This window comes from Streptomyces sp. BBFR25 (genome assembly GCF_044590125.1).
Lineage (GTDB): Bacteria > Actinomycetota > Actinomycetes > Streptomycetales > Streptomycetaceae > Streptomyces > Streptomyces canus_D.
The window spans coordinates 2,245,828-2,266,046 of record NZ_CP172447.1 but is presented as its reverse complement, the minus strand read 5'-3'; the positions used below and the strand labels follow the sequence as shown (position 1 = coordinate 2,266,046).

Here is a 20,219-nt window from a genome sequence, read left to right as displayed (position 1 = left end):
GGATCGGGAGGCCGGCGGCCCGTGCCGCCCAGGAGCCGTCGTTCCCGTGCGGGGCTGCCACCAGTCGACCGCGTGGCACCGGTGCGCGGGAGCGCGCGCGGACCGCGGGTGTGTGCGAACGCTTCACACGGGGCGCGTACGGAGGCGCGAGAGCGCGGGCCCGGGGCCGACGCGCCCGGCCGTCACCAGCCGCGGGCCCGCCATTCCGGCAGGTGCGGCCGCTCCGCGCCGAGCGTCGTGTCGTTGCCGTGCCCGGGGTAGACCCACGTCTCGTCCGGGAGCGCGGCGAAGACCTTGGTCTCCACGTCGTGGAGGAGACTGGCGAACGCCTTCGGATCCTTGTGGGTGTTGCCCACACCGCCTGGGAAGAGACAGTCCCCGGTGAACACATGAGGATGCCCGTGCGGGTCGTCGTAGACGAGGACGATGGAGCCCGGTGTGTGTCCGACGAGGTGGCGTGCGGTCAGCTCCACCTGCCCCACCCGGATCGTGTCGCCGTCGTCGACCAGGACGTCGGTCGGCACCGGGATGCCCTCGGCGTCGTGCCGGCCGGCGTGGGTGCGGGCGCCGGTGGCCGCGACGACCTCGGCGAGGGCCTGCCAGTGGTCGCCGTGCCGGTGGGTGGTGACGACGGACGCGATGCCTCCGTCACCGATCGTGCCGAGCAGCGAGTGCGCGTCGTTGGCGGCGTCGATCAGCAGTTGCTCGTCGGTGGCCCGGCAGCGCAGCAGATAGGCGTTGTTGTCCATCGGGCCGACCGCGACCTTGGTGATCATCAGGTCCTTGAGCTCGTGCACGTCGGCGGGGCCGCCGACCCGCACCTCTCCGCTGTACGTCATGACCGCCAGCCTAGCGCCGGGAGACCCTCCGCAGGACGCCTCCCGCCCGCCTACAGGGGAGGCAGCGCCGGCAGCGGACCGCCCTCCACCCGGAGCGCCGAGCCCTCACGGCGACCGGCGAGCCAGCCGAGCAGATCGGCCGGGGGACCGGTGACGGTCACCTCGGTGGTACCCGCCTCCCGTCCCGTGCGCCACGCGCGCGTGCCGTCCGTGAGCCGGGTCGGCGGCACCTCGGGGTGACCGGCGAACCGGGCGGCGAGGAAGTCGGTCTCCCGCTCGGTGAACTCCGCCGGAAGATCTTCCAGCTCGTAGCCGATGCCCAGGTCCACATGGTGCAGTTCCACCTCGACCCACCGCCGGAACGGCACCCTGGAGGCCGAGTCCGTGACCCCGTTGCGCAGCTCCACGGTGCGCGACCAGTCCGCGGGGACGGCCGAGACGTCCTGGAACCGGGCCGCGCTCTCGCGCACGTCCGCGAGCTGCGCGTCCAGGGGGCGTGGGGCGTCCCGCTCGATGTCGGCGTCCCGGGCCTCGCCGGAGACGTACATGGGGCGTCCTTCGAGGACGTTCACGAGAGCGTCCGCGTTGCGGGCGAGGTGGGCCAGGACATGGCCGCGACTCCAGCCGGGAAGCCGTGACGACTCCGTCACGGACGCGTTGTCCAGTTTCCCGACCGCGGTGAGCAGCCGATCGGTCGCGTCACGTACAGACGCCAGGTCATGAGCGTGATCCATCATGCTGCTGACCTTAGACCGAGCCACACCTTCGGGTGAAGGTTGTGGACGACCACCGTAATTCGAATGCACGTGCTATAAGGTCGACTGCGGCGTCGGGCATGCTGGGAAGTCGGGGTTTGTTGACAACCGGTGAATCCGACCGGCGTTGTCAGTGGCTCCCCCTAGTCTGAGAAAGACGGGGGCCTCGCCCCTGTCACTTCTCTCAAGAAAGGTGCGGACCGGCGTGGCCGACCGTCTCATCGTCCGTGGCGCGCGCGAGCACAACCTGAAGAACGTCTCGCTCGACCTGCCTCGCGACTCGCTCATCGTTTTCACGGGCCTGTCCGGGTCGGGCAAGTCCTCCCTGGCCTTCGACACGATCTTCGCCGAGGGCCAGCGGCGCTACGTGGAGTCGCTCTCCTCCTACGCCCGGCAGTTCCTCGGCCAGATGGACAAGCCGGACGTCGACTTCATCGAGGGCCTCTCCCCGGCGGTCTCCATCGACCAGAAGTCGACCTCGCGCAACCCGCGCTCCACGGTCGGCACCATCACCGAGGTCTACGACTACCTGCGCCTGCTCTTCGCCCGCATCGGCAAGCCGCACTGCCCCCAGTGCGGCCGCCCGATCTCGCGCCAGTCGCCGCAGGCCATCGTGGACAAGGTCCTGGAGCTGCCGGAGGGCAGCCGCTTCCAGGTGCTGTCGCCGCTGGTGCGCGAGCGCAAGGGCGAGTTCGTCGACCTCTTCGCCGACCTCCAGACCAAGGGCTACTCCCGCGCGCGAGTGGACGGCGAGACCGTCCAGCTGTCCAACCCGCCCACGCTGAAGAAGCAGGAGAAGCACACCATCGAGGTGGTCGTCGACCGCCTCACGGTCAAGGACACCGCCAAGCGGCGCCTCACCGACTCCGTGGAGACCGCCCTCGGCCTCTCCGGCGGCATGGTCGTGCTCGACTTCGTCGACCTCCCCGAGGACGACCCCGAGCGCGAGCGCATGTACTCGGAGCACCTGTACTGCCCGTACGACGACCTGTCCTTCGAGGAGCTGGAGCCCCGCTCCTTCTCCTTCAACTCGCCCTTCGGCGCCTGCCCCGACTGCTCCGGCATCGGCACCCGCATGGAGGTCGACCCGGAGCTGATCGTCCCCGACGAGGACAAGTCCCTCGACGAGGGCGCCATCCACCCCTGGTCGCACGGGCACACCAAGGACTACTTCGGCCGCCTGATCGGCGCCCTCGCGGACGCGCTCGGCTTCCGTACGGACATCCCCTTCGCGGGGCTGCCGGTGCGCGCCCGCAAGGCCCTGCTGTACGGCCACAAGACCCAGGTCGAGGTCCGCTACCGCAACCGGTACGGCCGCGAGCGCCGGTACACCACGGCCTTCGAGGGCGCGATCCCCTTCGTCAAGCGCCGGCACAGCGAGGCGGAGAGCGACGCCAGCCGCGAGCGCTTCGAGGGCTACATGCGCGAGGTGCCCTGCCCCACCTGTGAGGGCACGCGCCTCAAGCCCCTCGTCCTCGCGGTCACCGTCATGGGCAAGTCGATCGCCGAGGTCTCGGCGATGTCCATCAGCGACTGCGCGGACTTCCTGGGCGAGCTGACGCTCAACGCGCGGGACAAGAAGATCGCCGAGCGCGTGCTGAAGGAGGTCAACGAACGACTGCGGTTCCTGGTCGACGTCGGCCTGGACTACCTCTCGCTGAACCGCGCGGCGGGCACCCTCTCCGGCGGCGAGGCCCAGCGCATCCGGCTGGCCACCCAGATCGGCTCCGGACTCGTCGGCGTTCTGTACGTCCTCGACGAGCCGTCCATCGGCCTGCACCAGCGCGACAACCACCGGCTGATCGAGACCCTCGTCCGGCTGCGCGACATGGGCAACACGCTCATCGTCGTCGAGCACGACGAGGACACCATCAAGGTCGCCGACTGGATCGTCGACATCGGCCCCGGCGCCGGCGAGCACGGCGGCAAGGTGGTGCACAGCGGCTCCGTCAAGGAGCTGCTCGACAACGCCGAGTCGCAGACCGGGCTGTACCTGTCCGGGCGCAAGGCCATCCCGCTGCCCGACATCAGGCGCCCGCAGGACCCCTCCCGGCGGCTGACCGTGCACGGCGCGCGGGAGAACAACCTCCAGGACATCGACGTGTCCTTCCCGCTGGGCGTGTTCACGGCCGTCACCGGCGTCTCGGGCTCCGGCAAGTCGACGCTGGTCAACGACATCCTGTACACCCACCTGGCCCGCGAACTGAACGGCGCGCGGAACGTCCCGGGCAGGCACACGCGCGTGGACGGCGACGACCTCGTGGACAAGGTCGTCCACGTCGACCAGTCGCCCATCGGCCGCACCCCGCGGTCGAACCCGGCGACGTACACCGGCGTCTTCGACCACATCCGCAAGCTGTTCGCCGAGACGACGGAGGCGAAGGTGCGGGGCTACCTGCCCGGCCGCTTCTCCTTCAACGTCAAGGGCGGCCGCTGCGAGAACTGCGCGGGCGACGGCACGATCAAGATCGAGATGAACTTCCTCCCGGACGTCTACGTCCCGTGCGAGGTCTGCCACGGCGCCCGGTACAACCGGGAGACCCTGGAGGTCCACTACAAGGGCAAGTCCATCGCCGACGTCCTGAACATGCCGATCGAGGAGGCGACCGACTTCTTCGAGGCGGTCCCCGCCATCTCCCGGCACATGAAGACCCTGAAGGACGTCGGCCTCGGCTACGTCCGGCTCGGCCAGTCCGCGACCACCCTGTCCGGCGGCGAGGCCCAGCGCGTCAAGCTCGCCAGCGAGCTGCAGCGCCGCTCCACCGGGCGCACGGTCTACGTCCTGGACGAGCCGACCACCGGTCTGCACTTCGAGGACATCAGCAAGCTGCTGACGGTCCTCGGCGGCCTGGTCGACAAGGGCAACACGGTCATCGTCATCGAGCACAACCTCGACGTGATCAAGACCGCCGACTGGGTGGTCGACATGGGCCCCGAGGGTGGCGCCGGTGGTGGCCTGGTGGTCGCCGAGGGCACACCCGAGCAGGTCGCGGGCGTGCCCGCCAGCCACACCGGCAAGTTCCTGCGGGACGTCCTCGGCGCCGACCGGGTCAGCGACGCGTCCGCGGTGACCAGGCCGCGCAAGGCGGCGAAGACGATCGCGACCAAGGCCACCGCCAAGAAGACCGCCACGAAGACGGTCACGGGCACGGCCGCCAAGAAGGCCTCCGCCGGCAAGACGGCCAAGTCGGCCACGACGGCCAAGACGACGGCCAAGAAGGCCGCCAAGCCCGCCGCGAAGAAGACCACGCGGGCGAGCAAGGCCTGAGTCCCGACGGCGCCGGGCCCCACGGATGATCCGCGGGGCCCGGCGCCGTTCGCACAGCCCGGCGCTCAGGCGGCGGCCGGTTCCACGAACTGCATGTCGAGCTGGATCTTCACGACCTCGCCGAGCAGCCCCGGCGCGAAGTCCAGGCCGTACTCGCTGCGCCGGATCTCACCCGTCGCCTCGAACCCGGCGTGCCGGCCGGCGCCCTCCATCGGGACGTCCACCAGCCCGCCGAACTCCACGGCCAGCGTCACCGGACGGGTCACGTCGCCGATCGTCAGCTCACCGTCCATGGTCCAGTCCTCGCCCGCGCCCGAAACCCGGGTCGAACGGAAGGCCATCGTCGGCCGCTTCTCCACGTCGAGCAGGTCGGAGGCGCGTACGTGTGCGTCCCGGTCGGCGTTCCCGGTGTCGATGGAGGCCAGGTCGATCGTCGCGGACACCCGGGTCTCCTCGACCGTCCGGCCGACGTGCAGCTCGGTGTCGAACCCGGTGAAACGGCCCCGGACCTTCGCGATGCCGAGGTGGCGGATGGTGAAGTTCACCGAGGAGTGGAAGGGGTCGAGGGCCCACGTACCGGGAGCGATGGGCAGGGGAACGGCGGGGGTACGGGTGTCGTTCGTCATGCCGTCCACCGTGCGCGCCGAGCGCCTGCCTAGGGAGACCGGCCCGAGCGTGGTAGTGACAGGGCCACCCTTTCGCGCGTGCGCGTTGGTACGTTCCCTGACGTGAGCGACAACGAGTTGGGCGCCTACCTGCGCGGGATGCGGGAGTCCGTCACCCCGGCCGAGGTGGGGCTCCCCGCCGGTACCCGCCGCCGTACCCCGGGCCTGCGCCGCGCCGAACTGGCCACCCTCGCGGGCGTCAGCGTCGAGTACCTCACCCGGCTGGAACAGGGGCGCGACCGCAATCCGTCCGTCCAGGTGCTCGGGGCTCTCGCCGACGCGCTGAAGCTGTCCCTGCGGGAGCGGATGCTGCTGCGCCGCCTGACCAAGGAGGCCGACGGCGGCGACCCGCTGCTCTGCGCCGCGGCCCCGTCGCGCGACGGGGGCGTGCGGCCCACCGTGCGGGCCGTACTGGACCGGATGGAGCCCGCCCCGGCCGTCGTCCTCGACTGGATCGGCGACGTCCTCGCCCACACCGGCGGCTACGCGCGGCTGACCGGTCCGATCGGACTGCTGGACGGCGAGCGGCCCAACCTGCTGCGGTACCTGTTCACCGACGCGCGGGCGCGCCTCGCCTACCCCGACTGGGACCGGGTGGCCGACGACCTGGTCGCCCAGCTCCGGCACGAGGCCCCGCTGCGGGACCCGAACGTCAACGACCTGGCCGAGGAGCTGGCGCTGACGGCCGGGGCGGCCTTCAGCGACCGGTTCTCCGACCTCGGAGCGACGGCCCGGCGGGTCGGCAACCAGCTCATGGAGCACCCCGAGGCCGGGCCGCTGCGGCTGCTGCGCGAGACGCTGTCGCTGCCCGAGGAAGGCCTGCGGATCGTCGTGCACCTGCCCGCGGACGACGCCACGGCTGCCGCCCTGGACCGTCTGAACGGCCGCCGCCCCGGCGCTCTGCGGGCCGTACGCCGGGCGGTCTGACCTCCGCGGACCGTAGCCGCGGCGGGTGCCGACACCGGCTCCCGCTCCGGCCCCGGCTCCGTCAGACGGCGACTTCGCGGGCGTACGGCGGTTCCGCACCCGCACGGGAACAGGTGACCGCCGCCGCGCGGGCGGCGAAGCCCAGCAGCCCCGCCCAGCCGTCCGGTCCCAGGGCGGCCACGGCCGCGTCGCCGAGGGCGTCCCGTGCCGCGAGGCCGTGCAGCAGCGCCGCGTTCACCGTGTCGCCCGCGCCGATCGTGTCCACCACCTCGACGCGCTCGCCCGGCACCGTGTACTCGCCCCCGTCACGGGTGAACGCCGTCAGGCCGTCGCCGCCCCGGGTGACCACGACCGCCGCCGGCCCCGCCGCGAGCCACTCACGGGGCGTGCCGCCGAGCCACTCGGCGTCCTCGGCGGACAGCTTCAGCAGCGACACCGACGGCAGCCAGCTCTTGAACCGGGCCCGGTAGGCGTCCGGGTCCGGGATCAGCCCGGCCCGGATGTTCGGGTCCAGCGCCGTGAACACGCCCCGCGCGGCCGTCTCGCGCAGCAGTTCCTCGTACGCGCTCGCGCCCGGCTCCAGCACCAGCGAACAGGTCCCGAAGGAGACGGCCCGGGTGCCGGGCGGCAGACCGGCGGGCAGCGTGAACAGCCGGTCGGCCGTCCCGTCCACGTAGAAGGTGTACGCGGCCGAGCCGTCCGCGTCGAGCGAGGCCACGGCGAGGGTCGTCGGCTCGGCCCCGCGCTGCACCGGCGAGACGTCCACGCCGGTCTCGCGCAGCCGGTCGAGCAACGCCTCGCCGAAGGCGTCGTACGACACCCGGGAGCAGAACGCGGCGGGCGAGCCGAGGCGGCCCAGCGCGACGGCCGTGTTGTACGGACCGCCGCCGAGCGCGGGCCGCAGCGCGGCGAGGGCGCCCGTGCCCTGCGGTACCAGGTCGATCAGTGCCTCACCGGCGACGACGATCACGGGAGTGTCCTTTCGTGGGCCTTGGCGGGGGCTTGTCCGGACGGCGGCCCGGAGAGCGGTGCGGGCCGCTCGGCGCAGCCGCAGGAGTCGCGGTGGACGAAGGTGCAGGGCAGCCGCAGGGTCCGCGCGGGCCGGTGCGGTGCGGCGAGGCGATCGAGGAGCAGCCGGACGGCCCGCGCCCCGATGTCCCTGCTGGGCTGGGCGACGGCGGTGAGCCGGGGCGAGAAGAGGTCCGCCCAGTCGAAGTCGTCGAAGCAGCACAGCGCGAGGTCGCCGGGCACGGACAGCCCTCGGTCCCGGAGGGCACGCAGGGCGCCGATGGTCATCGCGTTGTTGGCGGTGACCAGCGCGGTGGGCGGCACCGCCAGGGACAGCAGCTCCGCCGTGGCCCGTTCGCCGCCGGACGCCTCGGAGTCGCCGTGGACCAGCAGCCGCTCGTCGAACGGCAGCCCGGCGGCGGCGAGGCCGTGCCGGTACCCGGTGATCCGCTCGCGGGTCGTGCTGAGGCCCGGCCGGCCCGCGACCAGGCCGATCCGGCGGTGCCCCAGCGCCGCGAGATGGGAGACCAGCCGGGTCGTCGGCTCGGCGCTCTCGGCACAGACCTGGTCGAAGCGCGGGGCGCCCTCGCCCTCCGGCACGTCGACGATCCGGTCGAGGAACACGGCCGGGACCCGGTGGCGGATGAGGTAGGCGAGGAGATCCCGGGGCTCGGCGGAGGGCGCGACGATCATGCCGTCCACCCGCCGCTCGTGCAGCAGCCGGACCACCGTGCGCTCGTGCCCGGGGTCGTCGTGCGGATCGGCGATGAGCAGGCTGTATCCGTGCTCCAGGGCACTGGCCTCGACGCCCTGGAGGATCTCCGTGAAGTACGGGTTGCTGATCGCCGACACCGCGAGCCCGATGGAGCGGGTGCGGGAGGTCACCAGGGAACGGGCCAGGGTGTTCGTCGTGTAGCCCAGCTCCTCGACGGCGTCCAGCACCGCCTGGCGGGTGTGCGGCAGCACCGGGCGGGTGTCGTTGAGCACGTGCGAGACGGTCGCCACGGACACCCCGGCGCTCCGTGCGACATCGGCCATGGTCGCCACCGGTACCCCCTTCGCGTGCGGTCGCGCTGTGGCCGGACCGTATCCCATGTCCCCGGGGCGCGTAAACGCTTGCGCAAGCGTTTACGCGCCCCTTGCCGGAGGTCTCGCCGGACACCCACGCGCCCGGGCCGCCGGGTCCACGGGACCGCCCGCCCCGCGGGACCGCCCGGGCCGCCGGATATCGTCACCCTGCGCCTACGCACACCCGCCCCCCGCCCGTCCCGACCAGTGGAGATTCCATGTCCGGCCGTCCCGCCCCGAGCCGCCGTACCGTCCTGCGTTCGGCGGCCGCCGCGCCCGTCGTCGGCCTCGGCCTGGCCGCCTGCTCGCCGGGCGCCGACGGTGCCGCGCCGGCCAGGCCGACCGCGCCCGTGGATCTCGGCCCGGACGGGGAGGTCGGCAAGAGCGCGACCAAGCTCTTCCCGGACGGGAACGTGGTGGTCAGCCGGGCGGCGGACGGCTCCCTGAAGGCGTTCAGCACGGTGTGCACGCACGCGGGGTGTCCCATCAAGAAGCTGGAGGGGACGAAGCTCGTCTGCGACTGCCACGGCAGCGAGTTCGACGCCCGCACCGGTGAGGTGCTGCACGCCCCGGCGACCGTGCCGCTCGTCGAACTGCCCGTCGAGGTGAAGCAGGGCCGGATCGTCGCGAGCCCGGGAACCTGACCGACAGGGGCCGACGCCTTCCCGGGCACCCTTCCAGGCGTTCTACTCCCAGTCCCAGCCGATCCCCAGCATCCCCGACCTGACCCGCGGCTCCACGAGGTGCACCGAGTGGTGCCGTCCGCTGAGCACCAGCTCCTGCCGACCGCCGCGCGGTGCCGCCGGAGAGTGCTGCGTGAACCGGTGGCAGCGCGCCGGAAGGGCCGCGACGTCGAACCGCACCTGGAGTGCGTACTGCCCGCCCGCCGTGCCGAACCCGCGGACGTACTCGCGCGACACACCGGCGGTGCCGTCCTCGACGCCGTAGCGGAAGAGGTGGGTGTCGCCCGCCCGCAGCCGGGTGTCGAAGAGCAGCTCCGTCAGGAGGACACCGGTCTCGTGGTGGGTGCGGACGCGTCCCGTGCGGCAGTTCTCCAGCGCGTGGACGGTCATCCGCGCGGGGGCGCATCCCGGATCGCCGTAATGGACGGCGACGAAGCGGTCGACGCCGTCGCGGTGGGCGCGGACGATGAGGTGCGACTCGCGGCCCGCCAGCTCACGGCGGGGCCCGATGCGGATCCGTTCGTGGTGCCCGAGGGTGTGCACCCCGCCGTCCGGCGCCGGGTACCCGAGTTCGGCCAGCAGCCGGTCCAGGACCCCCGAGGCCGCCAGATGGGCGCGGTAGGAGCGGCCCGCGGGCCGTCGCTCCTCGGTCTCCGCGTCGGCCTCGGAGAGCAGGCGTATCAGCGACTCCTCGGGCAACTGGAGTATCTCCTCCAGGGCCCGCACGGCCCGCAGGGACTCCGGACGCTGCGGACGCCGGGCGCCCTGCTGCCAGTAGCTCAGGCTCGTGACGCCCACCTTCACCCCGTGGCGCGACAGGTGGTGCTGCACACGCTGCAGCGGCAGTCCGCGAGCGGCGATCGCCGCCCGCAGGGCGACGTGGAAGGGGCCACCACGCAGGGCCGAGTCGAGTTGCGCGGTGGCGACGTCCGCGTGCTGGGTGGCGTGCGGCATGCAGGGGCCCTTCTGTGAAGTTCACGACGGCTGGTCAGACCGTCGACACGGATCGGCCGGGGCCGCCCACCCCCGTCGCGGCGCAGAGGTCTTCACATCCGTACGCCGCGCTTCAGGGCCCCGAGTCCCCCCGCATTGAAGCGTGTTGGCCTGGTCCCGACAACACCTGGCGCCCGACCGTCGCGCGCTCCTGGCCGAGAACGCACGGGCCCGCCGTCCCGGAGGCCACCCGGCGTGACCGACCGGCCCCGCACCGTCTTCCCCGCCCTTCCTCGCGGGCTGTCCACAGGGGCCCGGCCCGTCGTCCACAGCCCCGCCGGAGTGTCGGTCCGCGCCAGTAGGGTGTGAGTCATGGCCGACCCCTCCAGCTACCGCCCCAGGCCGGGAGAGATCCCGGACTCCCCGGGGGTGTACAGGTTCCGTGACGAGCACCGCCGGGTGATCTACGTCGGAAAGGCGAAGAGCCTGCGCCAGCGCCTGGCGAACTACTTCCAGGACCTGGCGAACCTGCACCCGCGCACCCGCACCATGGTCACGACGGCCGCGTCCGTGGAATGGACGGTGGTGTCCACCGAGGTCGAGGCGCTGCAGCTGGAGTACTCCTGGATCAAGGAGTACGACCCCCGGTTCAACGTCAAGTACCGCGACGACAAGAGCTACCCGTACCTCGCGGTGACGATGAACGAGGAGTTCCCGCGCGTCCAGGTGATGCGCGGCCAGAAGAAGAAGGGCGTGCGCTACTTCGGGCCGTACGGGCACGCCTGGGCGATCCGCGACACGGTCGACCTCCTGCTGCGGGTCTTCCCGGTGCGTACCTGCTCCGCGGGCGTCTTCAAGAACGCCACCCGCACCGGCCGCCCCTGCCTGCTCGGCTACATCGGCAAGTGCTCGGCGCCCTGCGTCGGCCGCATCACCCCCGACGACCACTGGGACCTGGCCGACGAGTTCTGCGACTTCATGGCCGGCCGCACCGGCACGTACCTGCGGCGCCTGGAGCGGCAGATGGCCGAGGCGGCCGAGGACATGGAGTACGAGCGGGCGGCGCGCCTGCGGGACGACATCGGGGCCCTCAAGAAGGCCATGGAGAAGAGCGCCGTGGTGCTCGCCGACGCCACCGACGCCGACCTGATCGCCGTCGCCGAGGACGAGCTGGAGGCGGCCGTCCAGATCTTCCACGTGCGCGGCGGACGCGTGCGCGGTCAGCGCGGCTGGGTCACCGACAAGGTGGAGGAGATCACCACCGGCGCCCTCGTCGAGCACGCCCTCCAGCAGTTGTACGGCGAGGAGAGCGGCGACGCGGTCCCCAAGGAGGTCCTGGTCCCCGCGCTGCCCGACCCGGTGGAGCCCGTCCAGCAGTGGCTGACCGAGCGCCGCGGGTCGGGGGTGTCGCTGCGCATTCCGCAGCGCGGCGACAAGAAGGCGCTGATGGAGACCGTCCAGCGCAACGCCCAGCAGGCCCTCGTCCTGCACAAGACCAAGCGCGCCTCCGACCTGACGACGCGCTCGCGCGCGCTGGAGGAGATCGCCGAGGCCCTCGACCTGGACAGCGCCCCGCTGCGGATCGAGTGCTACGACATCTCGCACCTCCAGGGCGACGACGTCGTGGCCTCCATGGTCGTCTTCGAGGACGGGCTGGCCCGGAAGAGCGAATACCGGCGGTTCCAGATCAAGGGCTTCGAGGGACAGGACGACGTCCGTTCCATGCACGAGGTCATCACCCGCCGCTTCCGCCGCTACCTCGCCGAGAAGGAGAAGACCGGCGAGTGGGCGGACGGCGAGGGCCTGACCGACGGCGACCGCCAGACGGACGGCGCGGACGGTGCGAGCGGCGCAGGCACCGCCGACGACACCGCGGCACTCACGGACGGCCCCGCGCTCAAGGACGACGACGGCCGGCCCAAGCGCTTCGCCTACCCGCCGCAACTCGTCGTCGTCGACGGCGGGCAGCCGCAGGTCGCGGCCGCCCAGCGGGCGCTGGACGAGCTGGGCATCGACGACATCGCCGTGTGCGGACTCGCCAAGCGACTGGAGGAGGTCTGGCTGCCCCGCGAGGACGACCCGGTCGTCCTGCCCCGCACCAGCGAGGGCCTCTACCTGCTGCAGCGGGTCCGCGACGAGGCCCACCGCTTCGCGATCACCTACCAGCGCGCCAAGCGCGCCAAACGCTTCCGCTCCAGTCCGCTGGACGACGTGCCCGGTCTGGGGGAGACCCGCAAACAGGCGCTGATCAAGCACTTCGGTTCGGTGAAGAAGCTGCGGTCGGCGACGATCGACCAGATCTGCGAGGTGCCCGGCATAGGCCGCAAGACGGCCGAGACCGTCGCCGTGGCCCTCGCCCGGGCCACCCCGGCCGCACCCGCCGTGAACACGGCGACCGGAGAGATCATGGATGAGGACGACGGGGCACCCGAGACGACGGCGGATGCCCCGGGGGAGCCCGTGACCGCGGGCACCCCGGACGAACGACGGGGGCAGGAGAGATGACCGAGCACGAGGCACGGCCCGCAGCGGAGCGAGAACAGACCGAGCCCGCGACGGGACGAGAACCGACCGGACACACGGCCGAACGGGCGGCCGAACGGGAACAGACCCGCGACGACGGAGCACAGGTGAGTACGGGCAAGGAAACAGCCGGGGCGCACGAGGCGGCCATCCCCGAGCTGGTGATCATCTCCGGCATGTCCGGGGCGGGCCGCTCGACGGCCGCCAAGTGTCTGGAGGACCTGGGCTGGTTCGTCGTCGACAACCTGCCGCCCGCGCTGATCCCCACCATGGTGGAACTCGGTGCCCGCTCCCAGGGCAACGTGGCCCGCATCGCGGTCGTTGTCGACGTCCGCGGTCGGCGCTTCTTCGACAATCTGCGCGAGTCCCTGGCGGACCTCGACGCCCGCGGCGTCACCCGCCGGATCGTCTTCCTGGAGTCCTCGGACGACGCCCTGGTGCGCCGCTTCGAGTCGGTGCGCCGCCCGCACCCCCTCCAGGGCGACGGCCGGATCGTCGACGGCATCGCCGCCGAGCGCACGCTCCTGCGCGAGCTGCGCGGCGACGCCGACCTGGTGATCGACACCTCCAGCCTCAACGTCCACGAGCTGCGCGCCAAGATGGACGCCCAGTTCGCCGGCGAGGAGGAGCCCGAGCTGCGGGCCACGGTGATGTCCTTCGGCTTCAAGTACGGCCTCCCGGTCGACGCCGACCTCGTCGTCGACATGCGCTTCCTGCCCAACCCGCACTGGGTCCCGGAGCTGCGCCCCTTCACCGGCCTGAACGAGGAGGTGTCGAGCTACGTCCTCAACCAGCCGGGGGCCAAGGAGTTCCTCGACCGCTATGCCGAGCTGCTCCAGCTGATCGCCGCGGGCTACCGTCGGGAGGGCAAGCGCTATGTGACCGTCGCCGTCGGCTGCACCGGCGGCAAGCACCGGTCCGTGGCCATGTCGGAGAAGCTCGCCGCCCGGCTCGCCGCCGAGGGCGTGGAGACGGTGGTCGTCCACCGGGACATGGGACGGGAATGACAGGGGAATGACAGGACGTACTCCGCGGCTGAGCAGGCTGCGCCGGGTGGTGCCCGAGGGACGCGGCGGCAGACCCGCGGACGCCCGCGCCGCCCGGCCCGAACAGGCGCGCGGCGGCAAGCCGCGCCGCCGGGGCGCCCAGCCCAAGGTCGTCGCGCTCGGCGGCGGCATGGGCCTGTCCGCCTCGCTCGCCGCGCTGCGCCGGATCACCGGCGACCTCACCGCCGTCGTCACCGTCGCCGACGACGGCGGCTCCAGCGGGCGCCTGCGCGACGAGCTGGGCGTCCTGCCGCCCGGCGACCTGCGCAAGGCGCTCGCCGCGCTGTGCGGCGACGACGACTGGGGCCAGACCTGGGCCCGCGTCATCCAGCACCGTTTCCAGTCCCAGGGCGACCTGCACGAACACGCGGTCGGCAATCTGCTGATCGTCGCCCTGTGGGAGCAGCTCGGCGATCACGTCCAGGCGCTGGACCTGGTGGGCAAGCTGCTCGGCGCGCACGGGCGGGTGCTGCCCATGTCCGCCGTCCCGCTGGAGCTCCAGGCCCTGGTCAGGGGCCACGACCCGGAGCGGCCCGACGCGGTGGACACCGTACGGGGGCAGGCGACCGTGGCGCTCACGCCCGGCGAGGTGCAGTCCGTGCACCTGGTGCCCAGCGACCCGCCGGCCGTCCCCGAGGCGGTGGACGCCGTCCTGGACGCCGACTGGGTGGTGCTCGGCCCCGGCTCCTGGTTCTCCTCGGTCATCCCGCACCTGCTCGTGCCGGATCTGCTGGACGCGCTGGTCGAGACGAAGGCGCGCCGGGTGCTCTCGCTGAACCTCGCCCCGCAGCCCGGAGAAACTGAGGGCTTCTCCCCGCAGCGTCATTTGGAGGTTTTGGGACGACACGCCCCTAAACTCGCCCTGGACGTGGTGCTGGCCGACGAGGCCGCCGTGCCCGACCGTGACTCGCTCTCCGACGCCGCGAAACGGTTCGGCGCCGCGGTCGAGCTGGCTCCGGTCGCCCGGACCGACGGGACCCCGAGGCACGACCCGGAGCTGCTGGCCGCCGCGTACGACCGTATTTTTCGGATGCATGGAAGGATCGGCCCATGGCGATGACGGCAGCGGTGAAGAGCGAGATCTCCCAGCTCCCCGTCACCCGGACCTGCTGCAGAAAGGCGGAGGTCTCCGCCGTCCTGCGGTTCGCCGGCGGCCTCCACCTGGTGAGCGGACGCATCGTGATCGAGGCGGAGCTGGACACCGGGAACGCGGCGCGACGGCTCAAGCGGGACATCCTGGAGATCTTCGGGCACAGCTCGGAGCTGATCGTGATGGCTCCGGGCGGGCTGCGCCGCGGTTCGCGCTTCGTCGTCCGGGTGGTCGCGGGCGGTGACCAGCTGGCCCGGCAGACCGGCCTGGTGGACGGCCGGGGCCGCCCGATCCGGGGCCTGCCGCCGCAGGTGGTCTCGGGGGCCACCTGCGACGCCGAGGCCGCCTGGCGCGGGGCCTTCCTGGCGCACGGCTCGCTGACCGAGCCCGGCCGCTCCTCCTCCCTGGAGGTGACCTGCCCGGGCCCCGAGGCGGCGCTCGCCCTGGTCGGCGCCGCCCGCCGGCTGTCGATCCCCGCCAAGGCCCGCGAGGTGCGCGGCGTGGACCGGGTCGTGGTCCGCGACGGGGACGCGATCGGCGCCCTGCTCACCCGGCTCGGCGCCCACGACTCGGTGCTGGCCTGGGAGGAGCGCAGGCTGCGGCGCGAGGTCCGCGCCACCGCCAACCGGCTCGCCAACTTCGACGACGCCAATCTGCGCCGCTCCGCCCGCGCGGCCGTCGCCGCGGGTGCCCGGGTGCAGCGCGCCCTGGAGATCCTCGCCGACGAGGTGCCCGAGCACCTCGCCGCGGCGGGGCGCCTGCGCATGGAGCACAAGCAGGCGTCCCTGGAGGAGCTGGGCGCCCTCGCCGACCCGCCGCTGACCAAGGACGCCGTCGCCGGACGCATCCGCCGCCTGCTGGCCATGGCCGACAAGCGGGCCTCGGACCTCGGCATCGCCGGTACGGACGCCAACCTCGGCGAGGAGGAGATGGCCGACAACCTCGTCGGCTGACCGGACCGGCAGGGCCGTCAACGAGCCGGTGCCGACGCCCACTTGGGTGACCGGCACCGGCTTTCGCGTGTCCTTGCCGCGCTCTTGACTCGATCATGAGCTGTCATGAGCCTGGCATCTGTTCGCCGCTGTGGCGGACCCAGGCCTGTCGGACAGGCCCCATCCAGGGGGTTTCATGAGACGAAGAGCGAGATCGATCCTCGCCGTCGGCGCGCTCCTGATCGGCGGAGCGAGCTTCGCGCCCATCGCCCAGGCACGGCCCGCGGACCCGGGGACCCCGGACGCGAACGAAGTGAAGGTCTTCCGCGCCGACGTCACCCGGGAGCAAGTACCCCTGCTGCTGGCCGTCGGCCAGGACGGCCACGAACTCGGCGAGCAGGTACCCGCCCGGGGTACGGCCGCCGTCGAGCTGTACCTCACCGAGAAGCAGGCCGGCACGCTGGAGAAGCAGGGCGTCGACCTCACCGAGCACACCCTGTCCACCCAGGCCGAGAAGCGGGTCGAGAGCGCCGCCGACGGCGTCTTCCGCCCCTACAGCGGCAGCGGCGGACTGCGCGAGGAGATCCTGCGGACCGCCCAGGAGAACCCCGGCCTGACCAAGGTCGTCTCCATCGGCAAGACCGTGAACGGCCAGGACATCCTGGCGCTCAAGCTCACCAAGCACGCGAAGAAGTCGAAGGACGGCGCCAAGCCGTCCGTCCTCTACATGTCCAACCAGCACGCCCGCGAGTGGATCACCCCGGAGATGACCCGGCGGCTGATGCACCACTACCTGGACAACTACAAGAAGGACCGGCGGATCAGGCAGGTCGTCGACTCCACCGAGCTGTGGTTCGTCCTGTCGGCCAACCCCGACGGCTACGACTACACCTTCGAGAACACCGACAACCGCCTCTGGCGCAAGAACCTGCGCGACGTCAACGGCGACGGCACCATCAGCACCGGCGACGGCGTCGACCTCAACCGCAACTTCTCCTACAAGTGGGGCTACGACGACGAGGGCTCGTCCCCCAACCCCACCAGCGAGACCTACCGCGGCGCGAGCCCCGGTTCCGAGCCCGAGACCAAGGCACTCGACGCCTTCCAGAAGCGGATCGGCTTCACGTACGGGATCAACTACCACTCCGCCGCCGAACTCCTCCTCTACGGCGTCGGCTGGCAGGTGGCCACCAACACCCCGGACGACGTCCTCTACAAGGCGCTCGCCGGCACCCCCGACAACTCCGCGATCCCCGGCTACCACCCGCAGGTCTCCTCGGAGCTGTACACCACCAACGGCGAGGCCGACGGACACGCGGCCAACGTCAACGGCATGGCGATGTTCACCCCGGAGATGTCGACCTGCCAGACGGTCTCCGACGCAGACCCCGGCGACCAGTGGAACGCGCGCGACTGCCGGTCGGGCTTCAACTTCCCCGACGACGAGAAACTGATCCAGCAGGAGTTCGCCAAGAACATCCCGTTCGCGCTCTCCGTCGCCGAGAGCGCCGCCCACCCCGACCGGCCGTCGTCCTCCGTCGGCCTGGAGGCCGCCGACTTCACCCCGGCCCCCTTCACCACCTCCTACGCGCGCGGCGACGACCAGGAGGTCTCCGTCGTCGTCCGCAAGTCCGTGGGCGACAAGGAGCTGAAGTACCGCGTCAACGGCGGACGCACGCACGAGGCGGCGCTGCGGCCCTGGCGGGGCGGCGAGACGTACGGCGGCGAGGACAACCTGTACTTCGACGAGTACCGGGCCGACGTCAGGGGCGCCGACCCCGGCGACCGCGTCGAGGTCTGGTTCTCCGGCGAGACGCCGCGCAGCGGCCACGACCGGCACGGCAAGCGCACCGAGAGCGAGCACTTCACGTACACGGTCGCCGAGCGGCCCCGCGCCGACGTCCTCGTCGTCGCCGAGGAGGGCGCGAAGGCGACACAGACGCAGACCTACGTGGACGCCCTCAAGGCCAACGGCCGGCGCGCGGCCGTCTGGGACGTCGCCGCACAGGGCACCCCCGACGCGCTCGGCGTCCTCGGCCACTTTGGCACGGTCGTCCACTACACGGGCGCCGCGGTGCCCGGCAACGCCACCCAGCTCCAGCTCCGGGCCTTCCTCAACGAGGGCGGCAAGCTGATCGAGGCCGGGGAGCAGGCGGGCGGCGACGTCGACCTCGGCGGCGGCACCCTCTCCGACGACTTCAGCCAGTACTACCTGGGCGCCTACACCCGCACCTCGACCTCCGGCGCCACCGGGTTCACCGGCTCCGGCAGGCTGGACAAGGCGGGCGGCACCCTCGGCGACGCCCTGGGCAACCCGCTGGACGCCGCCGGAACCTACAGCGTGACCTCCGACGAGCTGGACCCGGACACCTACCCGCAGTTCGCGAGCGAGGGCGCCGGGAAGTTCGCCGGGACGGTCAACCCGTACGGGCCCTACGCGGGGGAGTGGATGGCCGCCGCCGTCCACACCGACGACTCCTACAAGCGCCTGACCCGCACCGTCGACCTCACCGGTGTCACCGCCGCCGACCGCCCCACACTCCGCACCCAGCTGCTGTGGGACACCGAGCGCGGCTACGACCACGCCCTGGTCGAGGCGCACACCACCGGCGCCGACGACTGGACCACGCTCCCCGAGGCGAACGGCGCCACCGGCACGGCCGTGCCCGCCGAGTGCGCGGCCGGGTTCTACATGGCCGGGCACCCCTGGCTCGCGCACTACCTGACCCTGTCCGACGAGGGCTGCACCGCGACCGGCACCACCGGGCAGTGGAACAGCCTCACCGGCACTTCCGGCGGCTGGAAGCAGGTCGAGTTCGACCTGAGCGCCTACGCCGGGAAGTCCGTCGAACTGTCGATCGCCTACGTCACCGACCCCGGCAGCGGCGGCCGCGGCGTCCTCGCCGACGAGGCCTCCCTGGTCGTCGGCGGCACGGCGACGCAGACCGAGGGCTTCGAGACCTCGCTGGGCGCCTGGCGGGTCTCCGGACCGCCCGCGGGCAGCCCCGCCGTCCTGAAGGACTGGACCCGCACCGGGACGCTGTTCCAGACCTACGGCGCCGTCACCACGGACGACACCGTGCTGCTGGGCTTCGGCCTGGAGCACCTCGCCGAACCGGCCGCCCGCGCGGCACTGGTCCGGCAGGCGCTGCGTGCCCTGGACGAGTGAATTCCGGTGTGCGGGGGACTGACCCGGTGTAGCGAAATCGGGTGATCGGTCCCCGCCGCCCAGGGCGGTCCGTACCCCTACTGGCGGGTACGGACCGCCCTGCCGGGTATGGGCCGTCTCGATGTCACCCCCGACGCCGTAGGGAGGTAGGGTCGGAGGTGGTCGGGGACATCCCAAATACAGCTCGCCGGCACATCGGGCCGGCGTACCAACGAGGAGATCGGTTCGTGACGATCCGCGTAGGCATCAACGGCTTTGGCCGCATCGGTCGCAACTACTTCCGCGCGCTGCTGGAGCAGGGTGCGGACATCGAGATCGTGGCTGTCAACGACCTGGGTGACACCGCGACCACCGCCCACCTGCTGAAGTACGACACCATCCTCGGGCGCCTCAAGGCGGAGGTCTCGCACACCGAGGACACCATCACCGTCGACGGCAAGACCATCAAGGTCCTGTCCGAGCGCAACCCGGCCGACATCCCGTGGGGCGAGCTGGGCGTCGACATCGTCATCGAGTCGACCGGCATCTTCACGAAGAAGGCGGACGCCGAGAAGCACATCGCCGGTGGCGCGAAGAAGGTCCTCATCTCGGCTCCGGCCAAGGACGAGGACATCACCATCGTGATGGGTGTCAACCAGGACAAGTACGACCCGGCGAACCACCACGTCATCTCCAACGCCTCCTGCACCACCAACTGTGTGGCGCCGATGGCCAAGGTCCTCGACGAGAACTTCGGCATCGTCAAGGGCCTGATGACGACGGTGCACGCGTACACGAACGACCAGCGCATCCTGGACTTCCCGCACAAGGACCTGCGCCGCGCCCGTGCCGCCGCGGAGAACATCATCCCGACCACCACCGGTGCCGCCAAGGCCACCGCGCTGGTGCTGCCGCAGCTCAAGGGCAAGCTCGACGGCATCGCGATGCGCGTCCCGGTTCCGACCGGCTCGGCCACCGACCTGGTCGTGGAGCTGCAGCGCGAGGTCACCAAGGACGAGGTCAACGCCGCGTTCAAGAAGGCCGCCGACGACGGCGACCTCAAGGGCATCCTGTTCTACACCGAGGACGCGATCGTCTCCTCGGACATCGTCGGCGACCCGGCCTCCTGCACCTTCGACTCGTCCCTGACCATGGTCCAGGACGGCAAGTCGGTGAAGATCCTCGGCTGGTACGACAACGAGTGGGGCTACTCGAACCGCCTCGTCGACCTCACGGTCTTCGTCGGCAACCAGCTCTGATCGACTTCAGCAAGGCACCTCGATGCGGTAGCAGGGCTCGGACAGCGCAAGGTCGCGCTGCCCGGGCCCTGCGTC

15 protein-coding genes are annotated in these 20,219 nt (G+C 71.9%); 9 read left to right on the top strand and 6 right to left on the bottom strand.

Features of this window, described 5'->3' with window-relative positions; all coding sequences use genetic code 11:
* Nucleotides 1-182 precede the first annotated feature (182 nt).
* Both ACGH52_RS10290 and ACGH52_RS10285 read right to left on the bottom strand, forming a co-directional pair.
* The gene (locus ACGH52_RS10290; RefSeq protein ID WP_059300241.1) at nucleotides 183-839 is read right to left on the bottom strand and encodes an MBL fold metallo-hydrolase; all 657 of its coding nucleotides are present in this window, start codon (nucleotides 837-839) and stop codon (nucleotides 183-185) included.
* A gap of 50 nt (nucleotides 840-889) precedes the next feature.
* Nucleotides 890-1,576, bottom strand: a complete 687-nt coding sequence (locus tag ACGH52_RS10285; RefSeq protein WP_399938699.1) for a maleylpyruvate isomerase family mycothiol-dependent enzyme — start codon at nucleotides 1,574-1,576, stop codon at nucleotides 890-892.
* Nucleotides 1,577-1,799: 223 nt separating this feature from the next.
* On the opposite strand from ACGH52_RS10285, the gene uvrA reads away from it, so the two are divergent.
* Nucleotides 1,800-4,862, top strand: a complete 3,063-nt coding sequence (uvrA, locus tag ACGH52_RS10280) for an excinuclease ABC subunit UvrA (RefSeq protein ID WP_399938697.1) — start codon at nucleotides 1,800-1,802, stop codon at nucleotides 4,860-4,862.
* Nucleotides 4,863-4,927: 65 nt separating this feature from the next.
* Here the strand turns inward: uvrA and ACGH52_RS10275 are convergent, their stop codons facing one another.
* Nucleotides 4,928-5,488, bottom strand: coding sequence for a YceI family protein (locus tag ACGH52_RS10275; RefSeq protein WP_399938696.1), 561 nt, complete (start codon nucleotides 5,486-5,488; stop codon nucleotides 4,928-4,930).
* A 102-nt stretch (nucleotides 5,489-5,590) separates the two neighbouring features.
* On the opposite strand from ACGH52_RS10275, the gene ACGH52_RS10270 reads away from it, so the two are divergent.
* A complete protein-coding gene (locus tag ACGH52_RS10270; protein ID WP_399938694.1) occupies nucleotides 5,591-6,454 on the top strand; it encodes a helix-turn-helix domain-containing protein in 864 nt (287 codons plus the stop codon).
* Between the two features lie 61 nt (nucleotides 6,455-6,515).
* Here ACGH52_RS10270 and ACGH52_RS10265 read toward each other — a convergent pair whose 3' ends face one another.
* Both ACGH52_RS10265 and ACGH52_RS10260 read right to left on the bottom strand, forming a co-directional pair.
* A complete protein-coding gene (locus tag ACGH52_RS10265) occupies nucleotides 6,516-7,424 on the bottom strand; it encodes a carbohydrate kinase (protein WP_121704176.1) in 909 nt (302 codons plus the stop codon).
* Nucleotides 7,421-8,509: a LacI family DNA-binding transcriptional regulator gene (locus ACGH52_RS10260; protein WP_399938692.1), complete on the bottom strand. Its 1,089-nt coding sequence runs from the start codon at nucleotides 8,507-8,509 to the stop codon at nucleotides 7,421-7,423. Before ACGH52_RS10260 ends, ACGH52_RS10265 begins: the two co-directional genes overlap by 4 nt.
* A gap of 239 nt (nucleotides 8,510-8,748) precedes the next feature.
* Here ACGH52_RS10260 and ACGH52_RS10255 point away from each other — a divergent pair, with 239 nt between their 5' ends.
* Entirely contained in the window at nucleotides 8,749-9,174 is a 426-nt protein-coding gene (locus tag ACGH52_RS10255; RefSeq protein ID WP_399938690.1) for a Rieske 2Fe-2S domain-containing protein, read from the top strand.
* Between the two features lie 42 nt (nucleotides 9,175-9,216).
* Here ACGH52_RS10255 and ACGH52_RS10250 read toward each other — a convergent pair whose 3' ends face one another.
* The gene (locus tag ACGH52_RS10250) at nucleotides 9,217-10,167 is read right to left on the bottom strand and encodes a hypothetical protein (protein ID WP_059300234.1); all 951 of its coding nucleotides are present in this window, start codon (nucleotides 10,165-10,167) and stop codon (nucleotides 9,217-9,219) included.
* Nucleotides 10,168-10,518: 351 nt separating this feature from the next.
* On the opposite strand from ACGH52_RS10250, the gene uvrC reads away from it, so the two are divergent.
* From uvrC to gap, 6 genes are all read left to right on the top strand, one after another.
* On the top strand, nucleotides 10,519-12,651 hold the full coding sequence (uvrC, locus tag ACGH52_RS10245) for an excinuclease ABC subunit UvrC (RefSeq protein WP_399938688.1): 2,133 nt from the start codon (nucleotides 10,519-10,521) through the stop codon (nucleotides 12,649-12,651).
* A complete protein-coding gene (gene rapZ / locus ACGH52_RS10240; RefSeq protein WP_210975579.1) occupies nucleotides 12,648-13,676 on the top strand; it encodes an RNase adapter RapZ in 1,029 nt (342 codons plus the stop codon). Before uvrC ends, rapZ begins: the two co-directional genes overlap by 4 nt.
* A 7-nt stretch (nucleotides 13,677-13,683) precedes the next feature.
* Nucleotides 13,684-14,775 (top strand): uridine diphosphate-N-acetylglucosamine-binding protein YvcK, encoded by a 1,092-nt coding sequence (yvcK, locus tag ACGH52_RS10235; RefSeq protein ID WP_059300231.1) that lies wholly within the window; start codon nucleotides 13,684-13,686, stop codon nucleotides 14,773-14,775.
* Entirely contained in the window at nucleotides 14,766-15,758 is a 993-nt protein-coding gene (gene whiA, locus ACGH52_RS10230; RefSeq protein ID WP_399938686.1) for a DNA-binding protein WhiA, read from the top strand. The genes yvcK and whiA overlap by 10 nt, the downstream gene beginning before the upstream one ends.
* 175 nt (nucleotides 15,759-15,933) lie before the next feature.
* Nucleotides 15,934-18,906 (top strand): M14 family zinc carboxypeptidase, encoded by a 2,973-nt coding sequence (locus ACGH52_RS10225; protein ID WP_399938684.1) that lies wholly within the window; start codon nucleotides 15,934-15,936, stop codon nucleotides 18,904-18,906.
* A gap of 227 nt (nucleotides 18,907-19,133) precedes the next feature.
* The gene (gene gap, locus ACGH52_RS10220) at nucleotides 19,134-20,144 is read left to right on the top strand and encodes a type I glyceraldehyde-3-phosphate dehydrogenase (RefSeq protein WP_076973809.1); all 1,011 of its coding nucleotides are present in this window, start codon (nucleotides 19,134-19,136) and stop codon (nucleotides 20,142-20,144) included.
* Nucleotides 20,145-20,219: the final 75 nt, after the last annotated feature.

What these genes read in the sequence shown, in the direction of transcription:
- ACGH52_RS10290 (WP_059300241.1), bottom strand. Translation starts at nt 839, where the DNA reads ATGACGTACAGCGGAGAGGTGCGGGTCGGCGGCCCCGCCGACGTGCAC.
- ACGH52_RS10285 (WP_399938699.1), bottom strand. Translation starts at nt 1,576, where the DNA reads ATGATGGATCACGCTCATGACCTGGCGTCTGTACGTGACGCGACCGAT.
- ACGH52_RS10275 (WP_399938696.1), bottom strand. Translation starts at nt 5,488, where the DNA reads ATGACGAACGACACCCGTACCCCCGCCGTTCCCCTGCCCATCGCTCCC.
- ACGH52_RS10255 (WP_399938690.1), top strand. Translation starts at nt 8,749, where the DNA reads ATGTCCGGCCGTCCCGCCCCGAGCCGCCGTACCGTCCTGCGTTCGGCG.
- ACGH52_RS10250 (WP_059300234.1), bottom strand. Translation starts at nt 10,167, where the DNA reads ATGCCGCACGCCACCCAGCACGCGGACGTCGCCACCGCGCAACTCGAC.
- uvrC (WP_399938688.1), top strand. Translation starts at nt 10,519, where the DNA reads ATGGCCGACCCCTCCAGCTACCGCCCCAGGCCGGGAGAGATCCCGGAC.
- rapZ (WP_210975579.1), top strand. Translation starts at nt 12,648, where the DNA reads ATGACCGAGCACGAGGCACGGCCCGCAGCGGAGCGAGAACAGACCGAG.
- yvcK (WP_059300231.1), top strand. Translation starts at nt 13,684, where the DNA reads ATGACAGGACGTACTCCGCGGCTGAGCAGGCTGCGCCGGGTGGTGCCC.
- whiA (WP_399938686.1), top strand. Translation starts at nt 14,766, where the DNA reads ATGGCGATGACGGCAGCGGTGAAGAGCGAGATCTCCCAGCTCCCCGTC.
- ACGH52_RS10225 (WP_399938684.1), top strand. Translation starts at nt 15,934, where the DNA reads ATGAGACGAAGAGCGAGATCGATCCTCGCCGTCGGCGCGCTCCTGATC.